The organism is Streptomyces sp. NBC_00377 (assembly GCF_036075115.1).
Classification (GTDB): Bacteria; Actinomycetota; Actinomycetes; order Streptomycetales; family Streptomycetaceae; genus Streptomyces.
Window position 1 is genome coordinate 3,531,950 of sequence record NZ_CP107958.1, and the last position, 19,908, is coordinate 3,551,857.

Sequence of the window (19,908 nt, forward strand, 5' to 3'; positions counted from 1 at the left end):
CGGACGGTATTTCGGTTGCCGTCGACGGTGGGTCCGGGGCTGAATGGCGGGCATGGCTGACATCCAGGGCTCGTACGACGACCTGTTCGCCGCGGTACCCACCGCACTGGCCGAGCTGCTGGACGGCGGCGACGCGGGCGGTTCGGTGGCCGTGTTCGTGGACGGCGAGCCGGTGGTGGATGTCTGGGGCGGGTTCGCCGACGTGGCGGGCGGGGTCCCCTGGCAGACGGACACCGTCGTCAACGTCTACTCCGTCACCAAGACGATGACGGCGCTGTGCGCGCTGGTTCTGGCCGACCGGGGCGATCTCGATCCGGACGCGCCGGTCGCCCGGTACTGGCCGGAGTTCGCCGCGGCGGGCAAGGAGGCGGTGCTGGTACGGCATCTGCTCTCGCACACCGCGGGCCTGCCGGACTGGGTCGGCCCGGTGGCGGAGATCTACGACTGGCCCGCCGCGACGGCCCGGCTGGCCGCGCAGGCTCCGCTGTGGGAGCCGGGCAGCGCGGCCGGGTACCACTCGCTCACCCAGGGCTTCCTGGTCGGCGAGGTGGTACGCCGGATCACCGGCCGGAGCCCGGGTGACTTCTTCGCCGACGAGATCGCCGGGCCCCTGGGCGCCGACTTCCACATGGGCCTGCCGGCCGAGGACGACCACCGGGTGGCGCCGACGGTCCCGCCGCCGTCCCGGGACGAGGACTACACCGCGAGCGCGCCCGGCGCCACCCCGGCCGCGGCGGAGGCGGGTCCGGCCGGCGCACCGACCGCGATCCGGGTCCGCGACGGCAACAGCGTGGCCTGGCGCCGGGCGCAGATCCCGGCGGCGAGCGGCTTCGGCAACGCCCGTTCGGTGGCCCTCGTCCAGTCGGCGATGGCCTGCGGGGGTTCGGTGCGCGGGGTGCGGCTGCTGTCGCAGGCGGGCTGCGACCGTGCCTGGGAGGAGCAGTTCAGCGGCGAGGACCGCAGGCTGGGCATGCCGGTCAGCTGGGGGCTGGGCTACGGGCGGTTCGGCGGCACGTACGGGTGGGGCGGCTGGGGCGGCTCGATGGTCATGATCGAACCCGAGTCGCGCATGGTGGTGGCGTACGTGACCAACCAGATGCGGGAACCCGCGCAGGACACCCGGGGCATGGACCTCGTCATGGCCGCCTACGACGGTCTCCAAGGACTCCGGGCCGATGGCTGAGGCGCCCGACGCCGAGCGAACGGGCTTCATGAGTCACTTGCCCGAGTCGTCCGTGAACCCAGGGGAGAAACGCACGTGAACAGCGTCACGGAGAGCGGCAGCGGCAGCGGCAGCGGCAGCGGCAGGGTGTTCCTGATCGGTGGCGGGTGGGACGCGACGGTGGCCGACGTCGTCCACGGGCCGTTTCTGCGCGCCGCTTCGGCGGTGTCCGGCTCCGACGGGTCGCGCTCCGGGGCCGGGGCGGTTCCCCGCATCCTCTGCGTGCTCGTCGACGAGGGTGAGGGAGCCGAGCAGTTCGCCCGCTACGACGTCGCGTTGCGGAAGGCCGGCGACTGCGTGCCCGTACCGCTGCTGGTGCCGGTCGGGGAGCGGGTGGACGCCCGCGCGGTCCCCGAGGACGTGGACGGGGTGATCGTCTGCGGCGGACTGACGCCCGCGTATCAGGAGGCGTTCGGCGGGGACCCCTCCTCCCCCGGCGGCCTGCCCGCGCTGCCCTCCGCGCTGACCCGTCGAGGCATTCCCTACGCCGGGTTCTCCGCGGGAGCCGCGATCGCGGCGCGGGACGCGGTGGTCGGGGGATGGCTGGTGGACGGTGTTGCCGTGTGCCCGCCGGACACCGCCGAGGACCTGGAGGAGATCGAGGTCCGGCCCGGGCTGGGGCTCGTGCCGTTCGGGGTGGACGTCCATGCCGCGCAGTGGGGGACGCTGGGGCGGCTGGCGGCGGTCGTGGCGGCCGGACGGCTCGCACACGGGGTGGCCATCGACGAGAACACCGTGGTGGAGGTCGGGGGCGGGGACGCGGCCCGCGCGCGGGTGGCCGGGCTCGGGCGGGCCCACTGCGTACGTCCCGCTCCGGGCGGCGGGGTCCTCGTACGGTCCTACGGCCACGGCGAGTCGTTCCCCGTGGTCTGATCCCCGGGGACCGGGCCGGGCGCCGATCCCGGGGAGGGCCGCAGGCGCCCCGGGGGTGTCCTGCGCCCGTCCCGGAGACGTGCGAAGGGCCCCCGGCCGGATCGCCGGGGGCCCGTTCTTCGCGCGCGGTCCGTCAGATCGTCGAGGTGTCGATCACGAAGCGGTAGCGGACGTCGCTGGTCAGCACCCGCTCGTACGCCTCGTTTATCCGGTCGGCGCTGATCAGCTCGATCTCGGCGCCGAAGCCGTGCTCGGCGCAGAAGTCCAGCATCTCCTGGGTCTCCTGGATGCCGCCGATCCCGGAGCCGGCGAGGGTCTTGCGGCCGCCGATCACCGAGAACAGGTTGAGCGCGACGGGCTCCTCGGGCGCGCCGACGTTCACGAAGGCACCGTCCGTCTTCAGCAGGGACAGGTAGGCGTCCAGGTTCAGCGGCGCCGAGACCGTGGAGAGGATGAGGTCGAAGCTTCCGCGCAGCTCCTCGAAGGTCTTCTCGTCACTGGTGGCGTAGTAGTGGTCGGCGCCCAGCTTCAGGCCGTCGTCCTTCTTGCGCAGCGACTGCGACAGCACGGTCACCTCGGCGCCGAGGGCGTGCGCGATCTTGACACCCATGTGACCGAGGCCGCCCATGCCGAGGATCGCGACCTTCTTGCCGGGGCCGGCGTTCCAGTGCTTGAGCGGGGAGTACGTGGTGATGCCGGCGCAGAGCAGCGGCGCGGCGACGTCGAGCGAGAGGCCGTCGGGGATGCGGACGACGTAGTTCTCGTCGACGACGATCTTCTGCGCGTAGCCGCCGTAGGTGGGCTCGCCGTCCTTGTCGACGGCGTTGTACGTGCCGGTCATGCCGCCGCCGGTGCAGTACTGCTCCAGACCGGCCTTGCAGTTGTCGCACTCACGGCAGGAGTCGACCATGCAGCCGACACCCACCCGGTCGCCGACGGCGTACTTGGTGACGCCGGGGCCGACCTCGGAGACGACGCCCGCGATCTCGTGGCCGGGAACCATCGGGAAGATCGCCTCACCCCAGCCCTCCCGGACCTGGTGGATGTCCGAGTGACAGATTCCGGCGAACTGGATGTCGATCAGGACGTCGAACTCACGCACCGCACGGCGTTCGATCGTCGTGCGCTCCAGCGGAGCCTTGGAGGAGGGTGCGGCGTACGCGGCAACGGTGGTCATGCCGGGGTCTCCTAGCGGGGGGTTTCGTGTTCCGGCCTGCCTTCGGGCCGGGGTAACGACGATCAGCCTGCCCCATCGCGGAGGAATCACCCAGGTCACACCTCGACGTACGTCTGCTGTGCCTACCACTGGCGGGGTCAGGATCGTGTGCGTACGACCATGAATACTGGACGGCATGGACGAACGCCCCGAACCGCCCGGCGCCTCCCTGGACCGGCGTGCCGAGCTCAGCGAATTCCTGCGTACCCGGCGGGCCAGGCTGAAGCCGGAGGACGTGGGCCTGCCGGACTTCGGACGGCACCGCAGGGTGCCGGGTCTGCGGCGCGAGGAGCTGGCGCAGCTGGCCGGGGTGTCCGTGGCGTACTACACACGCCTGGAGCAGGGCAACGGCCGGAACGTGTCGGCGGAGGTGCTGGACTCGATCGCCAGGGCGCTGCGGCTCTCCGACGCCGAGCACGCGCATCTCACCCACCTCGCCAAGCCGAAGCACAAGAAGAAGCAGAGCGGGCCGTCCCAGCAGGTCCGCCCCGCGCTGCGGCAGCTGCTGGACGCGATCGACTCGGTGCCGGCGTATCTGGTCGGGCGTCGCTCGGAGATCCTGGGCTGGAACCGGATGGCGGCGGCGCTCTTCGGCGACTGGGCGGAGCTCCCGGCGGCGGAGCGCAACTGGGCGCGGCTGGTCTTCCTGCACCCCGCCTACCAGGACCTCTTCGTGGACTGGGAGCAGAAGGCGATCGACATCGTCTGCGTCCTGCGCATGGACGCGGGCTGCTTCCCGGACGATCCCCGGCTCTCCGCCCTGGTGGGTGAGCTGTCCGTGAAGAGCGAGGACTTCCGGCGGCTGTGGGCGACCCACGACGTCAAGGAGAAGAGTCACGGCGTCAAGCTGCTGAGGCATCCGCTGGTCGGTGAACTCTCCCTGCACTTCGAGGGGTTCAGGGTGGCCGGGGACACCGAACGGACCCTGTTCACCTACCACGCGGAGCCCGGCTCGGCCTCGGCGGAGGCGTTGCGGTTGCTGGCGAGCTGGGGCGCGGACGCGACACGGGCGGGGGCCGGCTCCCAGACACCGTCCGCCTGAGAGTCGCCCCCACTGCCCGCCGCCCACCGCCCGCCGGGCGCCTCACCGCGGAGTGCGCGACCCGTGATATCCGGAAGGCCGGGTTTCGGCCGTCAGCCCCGGTACGGCGGAGCCGCGCCCCAGCCCCACGTCGGGACCGGCTGTTCGGCGGGCGGCTTGGCGTCCGGGCCGGAGAAATGGACGGCGAGCCGCGTGCCCCACTCCACATAGGCGAGGAACGCCGACCGGAACTCGGCGTCGGCCGGCAGCCCCGCCTCGTCGGCGGCGTCCTGGATGAGGTTGACCCAGCGGCGGCGCTGGGGTTCGGTGATGTCCCGCCCGAAGTGCTTGGCGACCATGTGACTGTGGCCGCCCTGCGTCGCCGAGTAGCTCCCCGGCCCGCCGAAGACCTCCGCGAGCCAGAGGGCGACGTGCTCGGCGTGCTCGGGGGCGAGGCCCTCGAAGACCGGCGCGAGCAGGTCGTCCCGGAGCACCTTGGCGTAGAAGGCGTCCGTGAGCCGGGTGAAGGCCTCCGCCCCGCCCGCCCACTCGTACAGCGTGGGCACGGCGGAGCCCGCTCCACGCACCGAGGTGACCTTGTAGTGCCGCATCTCGTCGATGTCCCCGACGTACGGCCTGATCTCCGCGAGGAAGGCGGGGAACAGGTCCGAGGCCCGGAAGCCCTTGAGGTGGTCCTCGGTCGACGTCCAGGTGATCCGCAGAATGAAGTGTCCGAAGTCCTCCTCGCAGCGGGCGAGTTCGTAGTCGACGCAGTGCGGGGAGGCCGCGAGCTCGCGCGCGGCTCGGGTGTACGCGGCCAGGAACTCCGCGGACCGCTCCTGCGGGATGCGGTACCGGATGTACTCGACCGTGGTGCGGGGCGTGGCTGTCTCGGGTGCCGTCATGGGGCCACGCAAGCACGAACGGCCCGTCGGAGGCTCCCCTTCCGGCGGGCGTTCGCTCAGCGCTCAGCGAACCGGCGGCGGCCCGGCCCTCCGGGGCGCGGCCCCGGCACGGCCCCGGAGCCCCCCGGCACGGCCCCCCGACGCTCTCCCGAGACCGCTCACTTGGACGCCGCGTTCTCCTTCACCGTGATCCTGCCCTTGCGGATCGTGGCCAGGCGCGGGGCCTTCTTCGCGATCGCAGAGTCGTGCGTGACCATGATGAAGGTCAGTCCGTGCTCCTTCCACATCGCGTACAGCACGTCCATGATCTCGTCGCGCATGCTCTCGTCGAGGTTGCCGGTGGGCTCGTCGGCGAGCAGCACCTTCGGCTGCTTCACCAGCGCGCGGGCGATCGCGACGCGCTGCTGCTGGCCGCCGGACATCTCGGACGGCAGATGCCCGAGGCGCTCGCCCAGGCCCACGGACCTCAGCGCCTCGGCGGCCCGTTCGCGTCGCTCCCTGACCTTCACGCCCAGCGGGACGAGGGCCGTCTCGACGTTCTCCTGGGCGTTGAGCGTCGGGATGAGGTTGAAGGACTGGAAGACGAAGCCGATGTTCTCGCTGCGCACCTTCGTCAGCCTGGCCTCGGAGAGCTTGGCCAGGTCGACGCCGTCGAGGACGACCTCGCCCTCGGTGGGCCGGTCGAGCGCGCCGATCATCTGGAGCAGCGTGGACTTGCCGCCGCCGGTGGGGCCCTGGATGACGAGCCGGTCGCCGTCCGGGATGGTCAGGTCGACGCCGTCGAGGGCGTGGACGGTCTCCTTGCCCCGGGTGTAGCGCTTGGTGACGCCTCTGAGTTCGTACATGGGGACAACAACTCCTGGGTCGCATATGAGGGTTGGGGGCAGCGGCTCGGCTACTCGACGCGGCGCAGGGCGTCCGCGGGACGCAGCCGCGAGGCGCGCCAGCCGCCGAACGCTCCCGCGATCAGACCGCCGGCCACGGCGAGACCGACCGCCATGGCGACCGTGGTGGCGCTCACCGGCGCCGTCAGCGCCACGTCGAGGGTCTTGGCCGCCGCCCGGCGGCCGAAGCCGCCGAAGCCGCCCCCGCCTCCGGGGCCGCCCTGGCCGCCGCCTCCGCCGCCCAGCTGGGCCTGAAGCGTCGGGCTGATCGCGGTCACGGCGTACGCGCCGGCCAGGCCCAGCGCGATGCCGAGGGCACCGCCCAGCAGACCGTTGACCATGGCCTCGCCGACGACCTGCCGGGTGACCCGGCCGGACTTCCAGCCCAGCGCCTTCAGCGTGCCGAACTCACGGACGCGGCGGGAGACCGCCGAGGAGGTGAGCAGTCCGGCGACCAGGAACGCGGCGATCAGGACCGCGATGGACAGCCACTTGCCGACGTTGGTGGCGAGCGAGGAGGCCGTGGAGAGCGAGCCGGAGACGGTGTCCGCGAGGTCGGCCGAGGTCGTCACCGTCGTGCCCGAGACGTTCTTCTGGATGGTCGACTTGACACTGCCGATCTTCTGGGAGTCGGTCGCCTTGACGTAGATCGTCGTGACCTTGCCCTTGGAGTCGCTGAGCGTCTGGGCCTGGGTCAGCGGGATGTAGACGTTGGCAGCGGCGTCTCCGCTGTCGGCCGTGGCGATGCCGATCACCGAGAACTTGACGCTGCTGATGGTGAGCGTGGAGCCGACCTTGAGCGACTTCTCCTTGGCGTACGCCGAGTCGACGACGGCGACCTTGCCGTTGCTCTCCGAGGACTTGAAGGTGCGGCCGCCGGTGAGCGTCGAGGAGGTCAGCGGACCGAGCGCGGGACGGGTGACGTCGGTGCCGTAGACGGAGTAGCTGTTGACGTCGAAGTTGGCGCCGCCGCCCCGCACTTCACCCTGCGGCCCGCCGTTGCCGCCGCCCTGCCGGCCACCGCCGCCCGCTTCGCCGTTCTGCTGGAACTGGCCGCGGGTGAACTGGCCGTTGACCTTGAGGACCTGGAGGCTTAGTCCGCCGACCGCGTCGGAGACACCGCTCTGCTCGCCGACCTCGGTGACGGTCGAGGCCGACAGGGTCTGGAAGCCCTGCACCATGACACGGTCGGTGCTCTGCTCCGCGTCGGAGCCGTTGTCCTGCGCGTCGAACTGGAAGCGCGGCCGGTCCGAGGCGCTCGCGGTCGGCGAGGCGGCCTTGGTGACCGTCATGTCCGTACCGAGGCCGTACAGGGACTGGAGAACCTTGTCCTGGGCCTTCCCCATGCCGGAGGACACGGAGGTGACCACGATGACCAGCGCGATGCCCAGCGCGAGCCCGGAGGCGACGACGAGGGCCGCCTTTCTGCGGCGGCGCAGTTCGCGCCTCAGGTAGGTGAAGAACATGGCCGCACGGTAGGTACGGCGCGTGATGAAGGGATAAGGCCGTAATAAGAGAACGATGAGAAGGCTGTGATCGACCCCGGAAACACCGGTGCCGCCCCTGGGGGCGGCACCGGAAAACTGTGCGAGGACTGTCGGACCGACCGCCCGACCTGCCGTCGGACCGTCAGGAACCGTCTCAGACGGCCGAACCCGCCTTCCACTGGGCCCAGTCCATGTTCCAGCCGTTGAGGCCGTTGTCCGGGGCCACGGTCTTGTCGCCGGTGTTCTTGACCACCACGACGTCACCGACGATCGAGTGGGTGTAGAACCAGTAGCCCGCGGTGCCCGAGTCGTTGGCGCCCTTGGTGTCGGACAGGCCCACACAGCCGTGGCTGGTGTTCACCGAACCGAAGACGGACTTCGCGCCCCAGTAGTTGCCGTGCACGAAGGTGCCGGAGTTGGTGAGGCGGATGGCGTGCGGCACGTCCTTGATGTCGTACTCGCCCTTGCCGTCGTCGTCGGTGAAGCCCACGGTCGCGCCGTTCATGCGCGTCTCCTTGAACTTCTCCGACATCACCATCTGGCCCTCGTACGTCTTGTTGTCGGGCGAGCCGGCGGAGATCGGGATGGTCTTGATGACGGCGCCGTTGTGCGTGATCTTCATCTGCTTGGTCTTGGCGTCGACATAGGAGACCTGGTTGCGGCCGACCTTGAAGGTGACCGTCTTCTGCTGGACACCGATGACACCGTCCGCGCCCTCCACCCCGTCGAGCGCGAGCTTCAGCGTGACGGTGGAGTTCTCCTTCCAGTAGTCCTCGGGACGGCAGTCCATCCGCTGGGTGGAGAACCAGTGGCAGACGACCTCCTGACCGCTGGTGGAGGTGACCGTGACGCCCTTCTGGACGGCCGCCTTGTTGGTGATCGCCTTGTTGAAGGTGATCGACACGGGCATGCCCACGCCGACGGTCGAGCCGTTCTCCGGCGTGAAGTTGCCTATGAAGCTGTTGTTCGGGGAGACCGTCGTGAAGGAGGCGTTCTCGTGCGCCACGAGGCCACTCGCGTCCTTCGCCTCGGCCGCGACCTTGTACGTGGTGGAGCGCTCCAGCTGGGTGTTCGGCTTCCAGCTGGTCTTGTCGGCGGAGAGCGCGCCCTCGACGGCGGTGCCCTCGGTGGTGGTCATCGTCACCGCGGTGAGCGTGCCCTTGCTGACCGTGACGGCCGCGGAGTTGTTGATGGAGGCGTTGTCCGAGCCGTCCGCGGGTGTGATCTTGATCTGGGCCTCGGAGGACTTCTTGGCCGCCGCCTCGTCGGCCTTGGCCTGCGAGGAGCTCCCTCCACCGTCGGAGGCGCCGCTGTCGCCGCCGGAACACGCAGAGAGCACCAGAACACCGCCGAGCAGGGCGGACGCGGTCATCAGACCCCTGCGCCGCCTACTGTCCGTCATCACACGCTTCTCCATCGTTGCCGATTGCCAGAACCCAGAGAGTCCCCGTCAGGAACATCAACGCTACGACCGGTACGTCCCGTTCCACATTCCCGAAGGTGTGGGGCACGCCACGTTCGCGGTGTGCGGATGGTGCGGGTGTCGGTTCGTGCGCCTGCTGAGACGACGAAACCCCGGTCGGCGGTTGCCGTCCGGGGTCACGAGTTTCCCGGAACGCTCAGCCGATGCGGCCCACTTCACCGTCCGCCTCGTCATCCTCGCCGACATCATCCTCGTCGAGGTCCCACTCCGCCGAATCCGGGTCGTGCTCGACCCGTTCACTGGACCAGGAGGCCTGCTGGAGCTCCACCCCGGGCACCTCGCCCACCAGGTCGAAGGGGTCGACGAGATAGGCGAGGGCCTCCGCGGTGTCCTCCGTCACAGCACCCTCGGTGTGCGCGCGTTCGGCGTCCGGGATCTCCGCGTCGTCGGCGAGCCGCCGCAGCGCCGCCTGCGTCACGGCGTCCTCGTCGTGCACCTCGAGGAGAATCTCCACCCGAAGCCGCACAAAACGTGATGTCTCTTCAGTGCTCATGGCCGGAGCGTACGGCTCACGGCTCCCGTAACTTTCCCGCGACCCGTGACTTTCATTAGCATCAGGTCACACGGCCAATTCGCCAGCGCCACAAGGGGATCGATATTCCGTGTCATCCGCTCGACGTTCGTTGCTGACCGCCACCGCCGCGGGGACCCTGCTGGGCGCCCTGTGGTTCGTCCCGTCCGCGAACGCGTCCCAGGACACCCCGGTCAGAACGGTCACGACGACACAGGTCACGACCCAGGCCCGGGTCGCTTCGACGACCGCGACCGACGCCGCGGCCTACCGCGCCACCGGCTCCAGGGTCGACGACGCGGCCGGTACGACCGCCGAGTCGCTGGCCGGCACCACGGAGGACGACGGCACCCGGCTCGCCGACACCGGAAGCTTCGACACGACCCCGTACGTCGTCGGCGGGACCACCCTGCTAGCACTGGGCGCGGGTTTCGTGGTTTATTCCGTTCGCCGGGAACGTCTGGGTTTTTGAATTAACTTGACTGTTCTTTGACAGCTTCTTCATAGTTCGCCCATGAAGAGATCATCGGGGGCGCGGCTGTGCGCCACTGCCGCACTGGGTGCACTGTCGCTCTCCCTCCTTACCGCGTGTTCGGACGAGGGATCGAAGGAATCCGCGGATCCCAAGGCATCGTCGTCCTCGTCCGCCCCCGCCTCGTCGGCTCCGGCCGCGAAGGCGCTCACCACCGCCGAGCTGGAGAAGCTGCTGCTCGCGCAGGGCGAACTCAAGGGCTACAAGGTCGATTCGGGCAATGACACCCTCCCGGCCTCCAAGAAGCAGGTGAAGACCGACAAGCCGGCCTGCGACCCGCTCGCCTGGGCCACCGCCGGTCTCGCCCCGGGCGACACGGACGCGAACGCCAGCAACACGGTCTCCGAGGACAAGTCGTCGGCCGCCACCGCGAAGCCCACGGACATCGAGGCCGCCTTCGACGTCGACCTGACGTTCGTGGGCCTCTCCTCGTACGAGGGCGACGGCGCCGAGAAGGCCATGAAGGCCGTCTCCGACGGCGTGACGGCCTGCGCCGGCGGGTACGGCCTGGCGGCGGACGGCGAGAAGTCGAAGGTCACCAAGGTCGCCGCCGAGAAGGGCGCCACGAAGGGCGACGAGACGGTGGCGTTCTCCGAGGACGTCGACATGGACGGCGAAGGCACGGCCACCTTCCACACCGTGGTGGTGCGCAAGGGCAACACCCTCGCCTCGTTCTACACGGTGAACTTCGCCGCGTTCTCCAAGGGCGGCGAGATGGGCGACATCCCGGCGGCCGTGGTCGACGCACAGGTCGCCAAGCTCAAGTGACCCGCCGGCCCGCCGACGGACTGACCGGCTGACCGGCTGACCGGCTGACCGGCCGCAACGCGCAGGGGCCCCGCCGTCACATCCGTGCGGCGGGGCCCCACCGCTCTAGTGCCGCGGCGGGCAACGTTTGCCCGTCAAGGAGCGGCGTCCGGTGCGTGCTCTCGGCGTGCCGGCCGGAAGTCCTCGTACTGGACGTACCTGGGCTTTCGGCCGGTGCGGCGAGAGTGCGTGCCGGGCGTCGCGACGGGGCGAACGTTGCCTGTCGCGGCACTAGCGCAGCGGTCCGGTGACCGCCTCCACCGCGGCGACGAGCCGTCCGTCGCGCACGAAGGCGTCCGCCGCCGCGAGGTCGGGCGCGAGGAACCGGTCCGGTCCCGGGCCCTGCACGCCCGCCTTGCGGACGGCCTCGATGACGGCCCGGCTGGCCGGCGCCGGGGTCAGTCCCTCGCGCAGCTCCACCCCGCGGGTGGCGGCGTACAGCTCGACGGCGATCACCCGGGTGAGGTTGTCGACGGCGGTGCGCAGCTTGCGGGCCGCGGACCAGCCCATCGACACATGGTCCTCCTGCATCGCGGAGGACGGGATCGAGTCGGCGGACGCCGGTACGGCCAGCCGCTTCAGCTCGCTGACCAGCGCGGCCTGCGTGTACTGGGCGATCATCAGTCCGGAGTCGACACCGGCGTCGTCCGCGAGGAACGGCGGGAGGCCGTGGCTGCGGTTCTTGTCCAGCAGCCGGTCGGTGCGCCGCTCGGCGATGGAGGCCAGGTCGGCGACGGCGATGGCGAGGAAGTCCAGCACGTAGGCGACCGGCGCCCCGTGGAAGTTGCCGTTGGACTCCACACGGCCGTCGGGAAGCACCACCGGGTTGTCGACGGCCGAGGCCAGCTCCCGCTCGGCGACGAGCCGGGCGTGCGCCATGGTGTCGCGGCCGGCCCCGGCGACCTGCGGGGCACAGCGCACCGAGTAGGCGTCCTGGACCCGGGGGGCATCGTCCTGGTGGTGGCCGGTGAGCTCCGAACCCGCGAGCACGGCCAGCATGTTGGCGGCCGAGGCGCCCTGCCCCGGGTGCGGGCGGATGGCGTGCAGCTCGGGCGCGAGCACCTTGTCGGTGCCGAGCAGCGCCTCCAGGCTGAGCGCCGCCGTGACATCGGCGGACTTGTAGAGCATGTCGAGGTCGGCGAGGGCCATGACCAGCATGCCGAGCATGCCGTCGGTGCCGTTGAGGAGCGCGAGACCCTCCTTCTCGCGCAGTTCGGCCGGGGCGATGCCGTGCTCGGCGAGCAGCTCACCGGCCGGGCGCACCACACCGTCGGGGCCCTCGGCGTCCCCCTCGCCCATCAGGGTGAGGGCGCAGTGCGAGAGCGGGGCCAGGTCGCCGGAACAGCCCAGGGAGCCGTACTCGTGCACGACCGGGGTGATGCCGGCGTTCAGGATGTCGGCCATGGTCTGCGCGACCTCGGGCCGCACGCCGGTATGTCCGGAGCAGACGGTCTTCAGCCGCAGGAACATCAGCGCCCGGACGACCTCGCGCTCGACCCGCGGGCCCATGCCGGCGGCGTGCGAGCGGACGATGTTGCGCTGGAGCCGGGCGCGCAGCTCCGGGCTGATGTGCCGGGTGGCGAGGGCGCCGAACCCGGTGGAGACGCCGTAGACGGGCTCGGGCTTGGCCGCCAGCGCGTCCACGATCTCGCGGGCCGCGGCGAGGGCCGCCACCGCCTCCGCGGAGAGTTCGATCCGGGCGCCGTCGCGGGCCACGGCGAGCACGTCGGACGCGGTCACCCCGGACGTCCCCACCACCACAGTGTGCATATCCATATTCAGGAGCGTACGCAGTGAAGACCTGGATGTCACCAGTGGGTGCGCGGTTCACCCCTTACCGAATAGGTCACACCGTCGGCGGCCGCTTCCTCAGCGCCGCCCCCTGAACCGCCGCCGCTCGCCGGTCCGCTCCCGGGGCGGCTCGTCGGCGAGGCGTACGACGGGGTCGTCCGGGCCCGCCCGCCCGGCGACCACCGGCCGGGCGGCCCGCACGGCCTTGGCCCGGTACTGGGCCGCGTCGGCGAGCCGGAACAGCCGACGGGCGGAGGTCACGGGCCCGATGGGGTCCTGGGTGGAGGCGACCCCGCAGGCCACGCCCTCACCGAGCTCCAGTTCCCCGGCCCGGCGGCAGAGGTCGTCGGCGACATGGACGACATCGTCGGCGGGCGACCCGACGGCCAGCAGACAGAACTCGTCGCCGCCGAGCCGGGCGGCCAGCGCGCCGGGCAGCATGGCCCCGCACAGCGACAGCACCGACCCGAACCGCTCGAGGAGCCGGTCGCCGACGGCGTGCCCGCGGGTGTCGTTGACCCGCTTCAGCCCGTTGAGGTCGCACACCACGAGGCTGACCACGATCCCCTCCAGGCGGTGCCGCTCGACCGCCGCCTCCAGCCGTACGTCGACGGCGCGGCGGTTGGCCAGACCGGTGAGGGCGTCGGTGAAGGCGAGACGGCGGGCCTCCTCCAGCCGTTCGGTCTGGGCGAGCCCGGCGGCGACGACGGCGGCGAGGACGGTGGCGAAGTCGGCGTCGGCCCGGTCGAAGACGGCGGCGCCCACCGGACGGGCGACGTACAGCTCGCCCCAGGCCCGGCCGTGCAGCACGATGGGCGCGACGACACAGGAACTCCGGCCCCGGCGGCGCAGTGCGGCGACCCTCTGGTGACAGTAGCCGGGGCGTCCGGCGGCGGGGCCGCGGGCCGTTTCCACCCAGGCGTTGGGCTCGCCCCCGGCCACCCAGCGCTCGTGCAGGAACTCGGTGATCTCCGGGAACTGATGCACCGGATACGCCTCGGCGTCCGGGAACTCGTCCTCGTCGGCTGCCCGGTCCCCCACGTTCACGAGGACGCGCAGCCGCCCGAGATCCCGCTCCCAGACCGAGAGGGCCGCGAAGCCTCCGGACAGCGCCTGGCAGGCTCCGAGAGCCGCCGCACGCCATGACTCGCGGGGGGTGTGCGCGGCCGCCATCCCCTGCGCGAGCGCCACCACGGCCACCAGGCGTCTGTCCTCACCCATCTCCCCAGGCTAGGGACATTCAGTTCAAAAGGGGACACCGAAGGGCCACGGAGAGTGAGAGGCACGGCCGTACCCGCCCGCGCGCCCCCCGCCGCCCCCTACTCGCCCGCTCCCCCGCCCCACCACCGGGCAGCACGCGCCCTCTCACTCACCGGGCCACTGCGGCTTCCGCTTCTCGTTGAAGGCCGCGACCCCTTCCGCCCGGTCCCCGGAGAAGGCCACCGACCGCCACGCGGCGTCCTCGACCTCGAGCCCGGCCCGCAGGTCCAGCCCCTGCCCGAGGCGCAGCGCCCGCTTCGCCGCCCGCAGCCCCACCGGCGAGTTGGCGCCGATCCGCCCGGCCAGTTCCAGCGCCTCCTCGCGGTCCCGCCCCTCCTCCACCAGAACGTCCACCAGGCCCAGGTCCCGCGCCTCGGCCGCCTCCACCCGGCGCGCCGTGAAGACCAGCTCGGCCGCCCGCGCCGCTCCCACCCGGCGCGGCAGCAGCTGGGTGCCGCCGCCGCCCGGGATCACGCCCACGGACACCTCCGGCAGCCCCACCACGGCCGTCGGGTCGGCCACGATGACGTCGCACGCCAGCGCCAGTTCGAACCCGCCGCCCAGCGCGAAGCCGTGCAGCGCCGCGACCGTGGGCACCGGCAGCTCCAGCACCCCGGTGTACGCACCGCGCGTGAGCGGCCGCTGCCGCAGCAGTTCGGCGTCGCTGAGGGAGTTCCGCTCCTTGAGGTCGGCGCCGACGCAGAACGCCCGCTCGTGCGTCGAGGTCAGCACGACCACCCGCACGTCCCGGTCCGCGCCCAGCGCCGCGCACGCCCCGGCGATCGACCGGGCCATGTCGGTGGAGACCGCGTTCATGGCCTTCGGCCGGTCGAGGACCAGCTCGGCGACGTGCCCACCGTCCCCGTGCCGCCGCACGAGGACGAACTCCCCGAACCGCTCCTCGCTCATGCCACCGCTCCCGACACCGCTCACGACACCCTCCGGTTAACGCGGGTTAACAACGCTCACCCGATCATCGCAGCCGGGGCCGGGAGACGAAAGGGCGGACCGGCTCCCCTCGTCCCCGCCCTGCACCGCCCACCCGTTCGGGTGACATCCCGCCCAACTCCCCCCGCACCGCCCACGGGAGCGCATAACGTGCGTCCGCCCCGGCGCACCGGGGGCCGCGACCGCACCGGGGAGAGAACGCGATGACGAGCACACCGGTGAGCACGTGGACCGGGTCCTACGAGACGGCTCGGGACGAGCCGGCCGGCGAGGAGACCGGCGGACTCTGGGCGCCGCGCCCCCGGGGCCGGCACCGCCGTCCCCGCCCCCGCAAGGTGCTGTTCGCCGCCGGCGGCCTCGCACTGGCCGCCGGAGTGCTGAGCCTCGTCCGGCTGACCCCAGACCCGGGCGGCGTCGGCGGTCCGGGCACCGCGGAGGCGGAGTCCCAGCCCGACCCCGTCGCGAGCACGGAGACCGACACCGGCGTCGACGCCCCCACCGGTGCGGACCGCCCGCCGGGCGCCGACCGGCCGGGCACCACCGCCACGCCCTCGCCGACCGCGCCCAGCCCGATGGGCGGAGCGAGTCCCACCCCCGCCGCCCCCGCCGCGTCCGACGTCGGCCTGCTCCCGGGTGTCCCCGGTTCGCCGACGTCCGTCGCCCTGACCCCGGGGGCCACCTACAGCCCGGCGGCGCCCCCGCCACGGGCTCCGGCGCCCTCGGCGACCGCCACCCCGCGGCCCACGCCGCCGGCTGCGCCCGCGCCCGCCCCGGCCACCCCCGCGCCCGAGAAACCCGCCGACCCGCGCCGGCCCGACGTCTGCGTCCCCGTCATCGGTCTCTGCGTGAACCCGCTGGTCGCCGCCGTGCCGAAGCTCTGACCGCCGACGCGGTGCCCTCGACGCGGCTTTCGCCGCGGCCCTGCCGCGACCGGTTCAACGGCTCGCGACGCCCGGCACGGCACTCCCCCAGCCTTCGGCCGGGGGTCCCCCACGCCGCGCTGTCGCGTCACCCGAGTGCATCCATGACACGGGCGATGCTCCGCCCTCCGACACACCGCACCGGACGCCGCGGGCCTTCCGGCCGGCCCTTCCGGTCACCGCATCAGTCGTCGACGCCGTTGCGCCGGGTCAGCAGCCAGGGTTCGACCACGCCGAGACCGCGCACCGGGCGCTGCCACATCGGCTGGAGCGCGAAGCGGTACTTCGGCGGCTCCTCGCCCTCCTTCTCCGCGGCGGCCGCCTCCTCCGCCGCCTCGGCCTCCGAGGCCGGGGCGTCGCCGGTGCGGATCAGTTCCTCGGCGAAGGCGCTGTCGACGAGGACGGCGTCACGGGGAGCTATCGAGGTCAGCCGCGAGGCCAGGTTGACCGTCGTGCCGAAGACATCGCCCATCCGGGTGGTGACCGTGCCGAAGGCCATGCCGACGCGCAGTTCGGGCATCGTCTCGTCGTTGCTCATCGTCTCGACGAGGAGCAGCGCGATGTCGGCGGCGATGCCGGCGTCGTCGGCCGCGTAGAGCACCTCGTCGCCGAGCGTCTTGATCAGCCGCCCGCCACGGGCGGCGACCAGGTCGGCGGCGGTCGTCTCGAAGGCCTCGACGAGCTCGCCGAGCTCCTCCTCCTCCATGCGCCGGGTCAGCCGGGTGAAGCCGACGAGGTCCGCGAAGGCGACGGCCAGCCGCCGGTCGACCATCTCCTCGTCGTCGGCGGCCTGCACGACCCGGCCCGCCGAGGCGGCCAGCTGCCGGCGCCAGACGTAGACGAGGAACTCCTCCAGCTCGGGCAGCAGCAGCTCGACGATGGGATACGTGACCTCGGTGCGGGTCATGCCCGGCTCGGGCGGCTCGGTCAGGCCCTCCAGGAAGGAGTCGATCTGCCATTCCGCCAGACGGGCGGTGGTCTGCCCGGTGGACCGCGCCACCTGCACGGCCATCGCCTCGCTCAGCAGCCCCGCCTCCACGAGGCCGGCCAGCCGCCGCAGGGCGAGGACGTCGGCCTCGGTGAGGGCCCTCGCCTGCCCGATGTCGGCGAAGCCCATGGCCCGCCAGAAACGCGACGCCAGCTCCATGGAGACGCCGGCGCTGCGCGCGGCCTGGAACGGGGTGTAGCGCCGCTCGGCGCCGAGGATGAGCTGTTCGAGGCGCAGCGCGAGAGGATGCGGGTCCTCACCGGGGTCGCCCGGCTCGCCGGATTCGGCGGCCGGCAGGTTTCGCCGGCCGTCCGCGTCCGCGCCGGAGCCCGTGTCGTCGACGGTCACGCCTGCTGCCCTTCCGATCTTCCGCGGTCAGGTATCGACCGGCCTCAACTCTACGGCAGGTGTGCGCCAGCTCACTCCGTTCCGTCCGACCGGGGCACGAGGCCCGGCGCTCACGTCACGCCGGCCTCAGGTGCACGATGTCTCCCGCCCCCACCGGCTCCTGTACCCCTTCCTCCGTGGCGATCACAAGCCGTCCGTCCCCGTCGACCGCGACCGCCTCGCCGACGATCGACCGGTCCCCGGGCAGCTCGGCCCGTACCGTCCGTCCCAGCGTCGCGCACCCGGCGGCGTACGTCTCCTGGAGACCGCTGGCCGCCGGGTCGCCGCCGGCCTCCCGCCAGCGGCCGTACCACTCCCCCAGCGACCGCAGGACGCCCCGCAGCAGCGTGTCCCGGTCCGTACTGACCGCGCCGGCCAGCGCCAGCGATCCGGCCAGGGGCACGGGGAGCTCGTCGGCCCGCAGGCTGACGTTGAGGCCGACGCCGACGACGACCGCCTCGGGTCCGGCCCGTTCGGCGAGGATGCCGCCGGCCTTGCGTTCCTCTCCCCCGACGGTCACCAGGAGGTCGTTGGGCCATTTGAGTGCCGTGTCCACGCCCGCCGCCCGGGACAGGCCCGTCGCCACGGCGACGCCGGTGAGCAGCGGCAGCCAGCCCCAGCGGGCCACCGGCACCTCGCGCGGGGTGAGCAGCACGGAGAAGAACAGCCCGGACCGCGGCGGCGCCGTCCACCGGCGGTCCAGCCGGCCGCGCCCCGAGGTCTGCTCCTCGGCGACGAGGACCGCGCCTTCGGCCGCCTTGCCCGCGCTCGCCGCCGCCACCAGGTCGGAGTTGGTGGAACCGGTGCTCTGCACCACGTCCACCTGTGACCACAGGCCGCCCTCCCGTACCAGCGCCCGGCGCAGCGCCGGGGCGTTGAGGGGCGGACGGTCCAGATCGGACCACCGGCCGCCGCCGGCGTCTGCTGCATCTCGCGGTGTCATGCAAGCCACCCTAGGTGTGTTGAATGCCGCACTGCCGATCCCCAGGGCCAGCACTACTCTACGGATGAGTAACCGTCCCCCCTTTTGAGCAGGCAGGGAGCCGTATCCCGATGTCCGAGCCGGAAGAGCGCCACGAGATCCCAGGGATCGACATCCACACCACCGCGGGCAAGCTCGCGGATCTCCAGCGGCGCATCCAAGAAGCGACGCACGCCGGTTCGGAACGCGCCGTCGAGAAGCAGCACGCCAAGGGCAAGTTGACGGCCCGTGAGCGCATCGATCTGCTCCTCGACGACGGCTCCTTCGTCGAGTTGGACGAGTTCGCCCGGCACCGGTCCACCAACTTCGGTCTGGAGAACAACCGCCCGTACGGAGACGGCGTCGTCACCGGATACGGCACGGTCGACGGCCGTCCGGTCGCCGTCTTCTCCCAGGACTTCACCGTTTTCGGCGGCGCCCTCGGCGAGGTGTACGGCCAGAAGATCGTCAAGGTCATGGACTTCGCGCTGAAGACCGGCTGCCCGGTCATCGGCATCAACGACTCCGGCGGCGCCCGCATCCAGGAGGGCGTGGCCTCGCTGGGCGCGTACGGCGAGATCTTCCGCCGCAACACCCACGCGTCCGGTGTGATCCCGCAGATCAGCCTGGTCGTCGGCCCGTGCGCGGGCGGCGCGGTGTACTCCCCCGCGATCACCGACTTCACGGTGATGGTGGACCAGACCTCGCACATGTTCATCACCGGCCCCGACGTCATCAAGACGGTCACCGGCGAGGACGTCGGCTTCGAGGAACTGGGCGGCGCTCGCACCCACAACTCGGTGTCGGGCGTGGCGCACCACATGGCCGGCGACGAGAAGGACGCCGTCGAGTACGTCAAGCAGCTGCTGTCGTACCTGCCGTCCAACAACCTCAGTGAGGCCCCGGTGTTCCCGGAGGAGGCGGACCTGTCCGTCACCGACGAGGACCTGGAGCTGGACACGATCGTGCCGGACAGCGCGAACCAGCCGTACGACATGCACACGGTGATCGAGCACGTCCTGGACGACGCGGAGTTCTTCGAGACGCAGGCCCTGTTCGCGCCGAACATCCTCACCGGTTACGGCCGGGTCGAGGGCCACCCGGTCGGCATCGTCGCCAACCAGCCGATGCAGTTCGCGGGCTGTCTGGACATCACGGCCTCGGAGAAGGCGGCCCGCTTCGTCCGCACCTGCGACGCCTTCAACATCCCGGTCATCACCTTCGTGGACGTGCCCGGCTTCCTGCCCGGCGTCGGCCAGGAGCACGACGGCATCATCCGGCGCGGCGCCAAGCTGATCTACGCCTACGCGGAGGCGACGGTCCCGCTGATCACCGTCATCACCCGCAAGGCCTTCGGCGGCGCCTACGACGTCATGGGCTCCAAGCACCTGGGCGCGGACATCAACCTGGCGTGGCCGACCGCCCAGATCGCCGTGATGGGCGCCCAGGGCGCGGTCAACATCCTGCACCGCCGCACGATCGCCGAGGCGGCGGCGGGCGGTGAGGATCTGGAGGCGGTGCGCGCCCGGCTGATCCGCGAGTACGAGGACACCCTCCTCAACCCGTACATCGCGGCCGAGCGCGGCTACGTCGACTCGGTGATCATGCCGTCCGACACCCGTCGGCACATCGTGCGCGGCCTGCGTCAACTGCGCACCAAGCGGGAATCCCTCCCTCCGAAGAAGCACGGCAACATCCCCCTCTAGGAGCCG

The 19,908-nt window shown here is 71.8% G+C and carries 18 protein-coding genes; 7 read left to right on the forward strand and 11 right to left on the reverse strand.

Annotation, left to right across the window (positions count from 1 at the left end):
• Window positions 1–52 precede the first annotated feature (52 nt).
• Together OHS71_RS15790 and OHS71_RS15795 are read left to right on the forward strand one after the other, a co-directional pair.
• A complete protein-coding gene (locus tag OHS71_RS15790) occupies window positions 53–1,183 on the forward strand; it encodes a serine hydrolase domain-containing protein (protein WP_328480023.1) in 1,131 nt (376 codons plus the stop codon).
• Window positions 1,184–1,258: 75 nt separating this feature from the next.
• On the forward strand, window positions 1,259–2,095 hold the full coding sequence (locus tag OHS71_RS15795) for a hypothetical protein (RefSeq protein ID WP_328480024.1): 837 nt from the start codon (window positions 1,259–1,261) through the stop codon (window positions 2,093–2,095).
• A 133-nt stretch (window positions 2,096–2,228) separates the two neighbouring features.
• On the opposite strand, the gene OHS71_RS15800 is transcribed toward OHS71_RS15795, so the two are convergent.
• Window positions 2,229–3,272, reverse strand: a complete 1,044-nt coding sequence (locus OHS71_RS15800; protein ID WP_328480025.1) for an NAD(P)-dependent alcohol dehydrogenase — start codon at window positions 3,270–3,272, stop codon at window positions 2,229–2,231.
• Between the two features lie 175 nt (window positions 3,273–3,447).
• Between OHS71_RS15800 and OHS71_RS15805 the strand changes: the two genes are divergently transcribed.
• Window positions 3,448–4,353: a helix-turn-helix domain-containing protein gene (locus OHS71_RS15805; protein ID WP_328480026.1), complete on the forward strand. Its 906-nt coding sequence runs from the start codon at window positions 3,448–3,450 to the stop codon at window positions 4,351–4,353.
• A 92-nt stretch (window positions 4,354–4,445) separates the two neighbouring features.
• Here the strand turns inward: OHS71_RS15805 and OHS71_RS15810 are convergent, their stop codons facing one another.
• From OHS71_RS15810 to OHS71_RS15830, 5 genes are all read right to left on the reverse strand, one after another.
• Window positions 4,446–5,237, reverse strand: a complete 792-nt coding sequence (locus OHS71_RS15810) for a group II truncated hemoglobin (protein ID WP_328480027.1) — start codon at window positions 5,235–5,237, stop codon at window positions 4,446–4,448.
• A 158-nt stretch (window positions 5,238–5,395) separates the two neighbouring features.
• Window positions 5,396–6,082, reverse strand: coding sequence for an ABC transporter ATP-binding protein (locus tag OHS71_RS15815; RefSeq protein WP_328480028.1), 687 nt, complete (start codon window positions 6,080–6,082; stop codon window positions 5,396–5,398).
• A gap of 50 nt (window positions 6,083–6,132) precedes the next feature.
• Window positions 6,133–7,587, reverse strand: coding sequence for an ABC transporter permease (locus tag OHS71_RS15820; protein ID WP_328480029.1), 1,455 nt, complete (start codon window positions 7,585–7,587; stop codon window positions 6,133–6,135).
• 175 nt (window positions 7,588–7,762) lie between these two features.
• Window positions 7,763–9,010, reverse strand: coding sequence for a L,D-transpeptidase (locus OHS71_RS15825; RefSeq protein ID WP_328480030.1), 1,248 nt, complete (start codon window positions 9,008–9,010; stop codon window positions 7,763–7,765).
• A 217-nt stretch (window positions 9,011–9,227) separates the two neighbouring features.
• Window positions 9,228–9,584 carry a hypothetical protein gene (locus OHS71_RS15830; protein ID WP_328480031.1) on the reverse strand — a complete coding sequence of 119 codons (357 nt, stop codon included), beginning with the start codon at window positions 9,582–9,584 and terminating at the stop codon, window positions 9,228–9,230.
• 109 nt (window positions 9,585–9,693) lie between these two features.
• On the opposite strand from OHS71_RS15830, the gene OHS71_RS15835 reads away from it, so the two are divergent.
• Entirely contained in the window at window positions 9,694–10,074 is a 381-nt protein-coding gene (locus tag OHS71_RS15835; RefSeq protein WP_328480032.1) for an LPXTG cell wall anchor domain-containing protein, read from the forward strand.
• A 42-nt stretch (window positions 10,075–10,116) separates the two neighbouring features.
• Window positions 10,117–10,902 (forward strand): hypothetical protein, encoded by a 786-nt coding sequence (locus OHS71_RS15840; protein WP_328480033.1) that lies wholly within the window; start codon window positions 10,117–10,119, stop codon window positions 10,900–10,902.
• 270 nt (window positions 10,903–11,172) lie between these two features.
• On the opposite strand, the gene hutH is transcribed toward OHS71_RS15840, so the two are convergent.
• From hutH to OHS71_RS15855, 3 genes are all read right to left on the reverse strand, one after another.
• Window positions 11,173–12,711 carry a histidine ammonia-lyase gene (gene hutH, locus OHS71_RS15845; RefSeq protein WP_328484528.1) on the reverse strand — a complete coding sequence of 513 codons (1,539 nt, stop codon included), beginning with the start codon at window positions 12,709–12,711 and terminating at the stop codon, window positions 11,173–11,175.
• 99 nt (window positions 12,712–12,810) lie between these two features.
• Window positions 12,811–13,953: a GGDEF domain-containing protein gene (locus tag OHS71_RS15850; RefSeq protein ID WP_328480034.1), complete on the reverse strand. Its 1,143-nt coding sequence runs from the start codon at window positions 13,951–13,953 to the stop codon at window positions 12,811–12,813.
• A gap of 144 nt (window positions 13,954–14,097) precedes the next feature.
• Window positions 14,098–14,901 carry an enoyl-CoA hydratase/isomerase family protein gene (locus OHS71_RS15855; protein ID WP_328480035.1) on the reverse strand — a complete coding sequence of 268 codons (804 nt, stop codon included), beginning with the start codon at window positions 14,899–14,901 and terminating at the stop codon, window positions 14,098–14,100.
• A gap of 242 nt (window positions 14,902–15,143) precedes the next feature.
• Here OHS71_RS15855 and OHS71_RS15860 point away from each other — a divergent pair, with 242 nt between their 5' ends.
• Window positions 15,144–15,821: a hypothetical protein gene (locus tag OHS71_RS15860; RefSeq protein WP_328480036.1), complete on the forward strand. Its 678-nt coding sequence runs from the start codon at window positions 15,144–15,146 to the stop codon at window positions 15,819–15,821.
• A 223-nt stretch (window positions 15,822–16,044) separates the two neighbouring features.
• Here the strand turns inward: OHS71_RS15860 and OHS71_RS15865 are convergent, their stop codons facing one another.
• Together OHS71_RS15865 and OHS71_RS15870 are read right to left on the reverse strand one after the other, a co-directional pair.
• Window positions 16,045–17,196, reverse strand: coding sequence for an adenylate/guanylate cyclase domain-containing protein (locus OHS71_RS15865; RefSeq protein ID WP_328480037.1), 1,152 nt, complete (start codon window positions 17,194–17,196; stop codon window positions 16,045–16,047).
• Window positions 17,197–17,311: 115 nt separating this feature from the next.
• The gene (locus OHS71_RS15870) at window positions 17,312–18,178 is read right to left on the reverse strand and encodes a biotin--[acetyl-CoA-carboxylase] ligase (protein ID WP_328480038.1); all 867 of its coding nucleotides are present in this window, start codon (window positions 18,176–18,178) and stop codon (window positions 17,312–17,314) included.
• 110 nt (window positions 18,179–18,288) lie between these two features.
• On the opposite strand from OHS71_RS15870, the gene OHS71_RS15875 reads away from it, so the two are divergent.
• Complete coding sequence (locus OHS71_RS15875) at window positions 18,289–19,902, forward strand: acyl-CoA carboxylase subunit beta (protein WP_328480039.1); 1,614 nt, start codon at window positions 18,289–18,291, stop codon at window positions 19,900–19,902.
• Window positions 19,903–19,908: the final 6 nt, after the last annotated feature.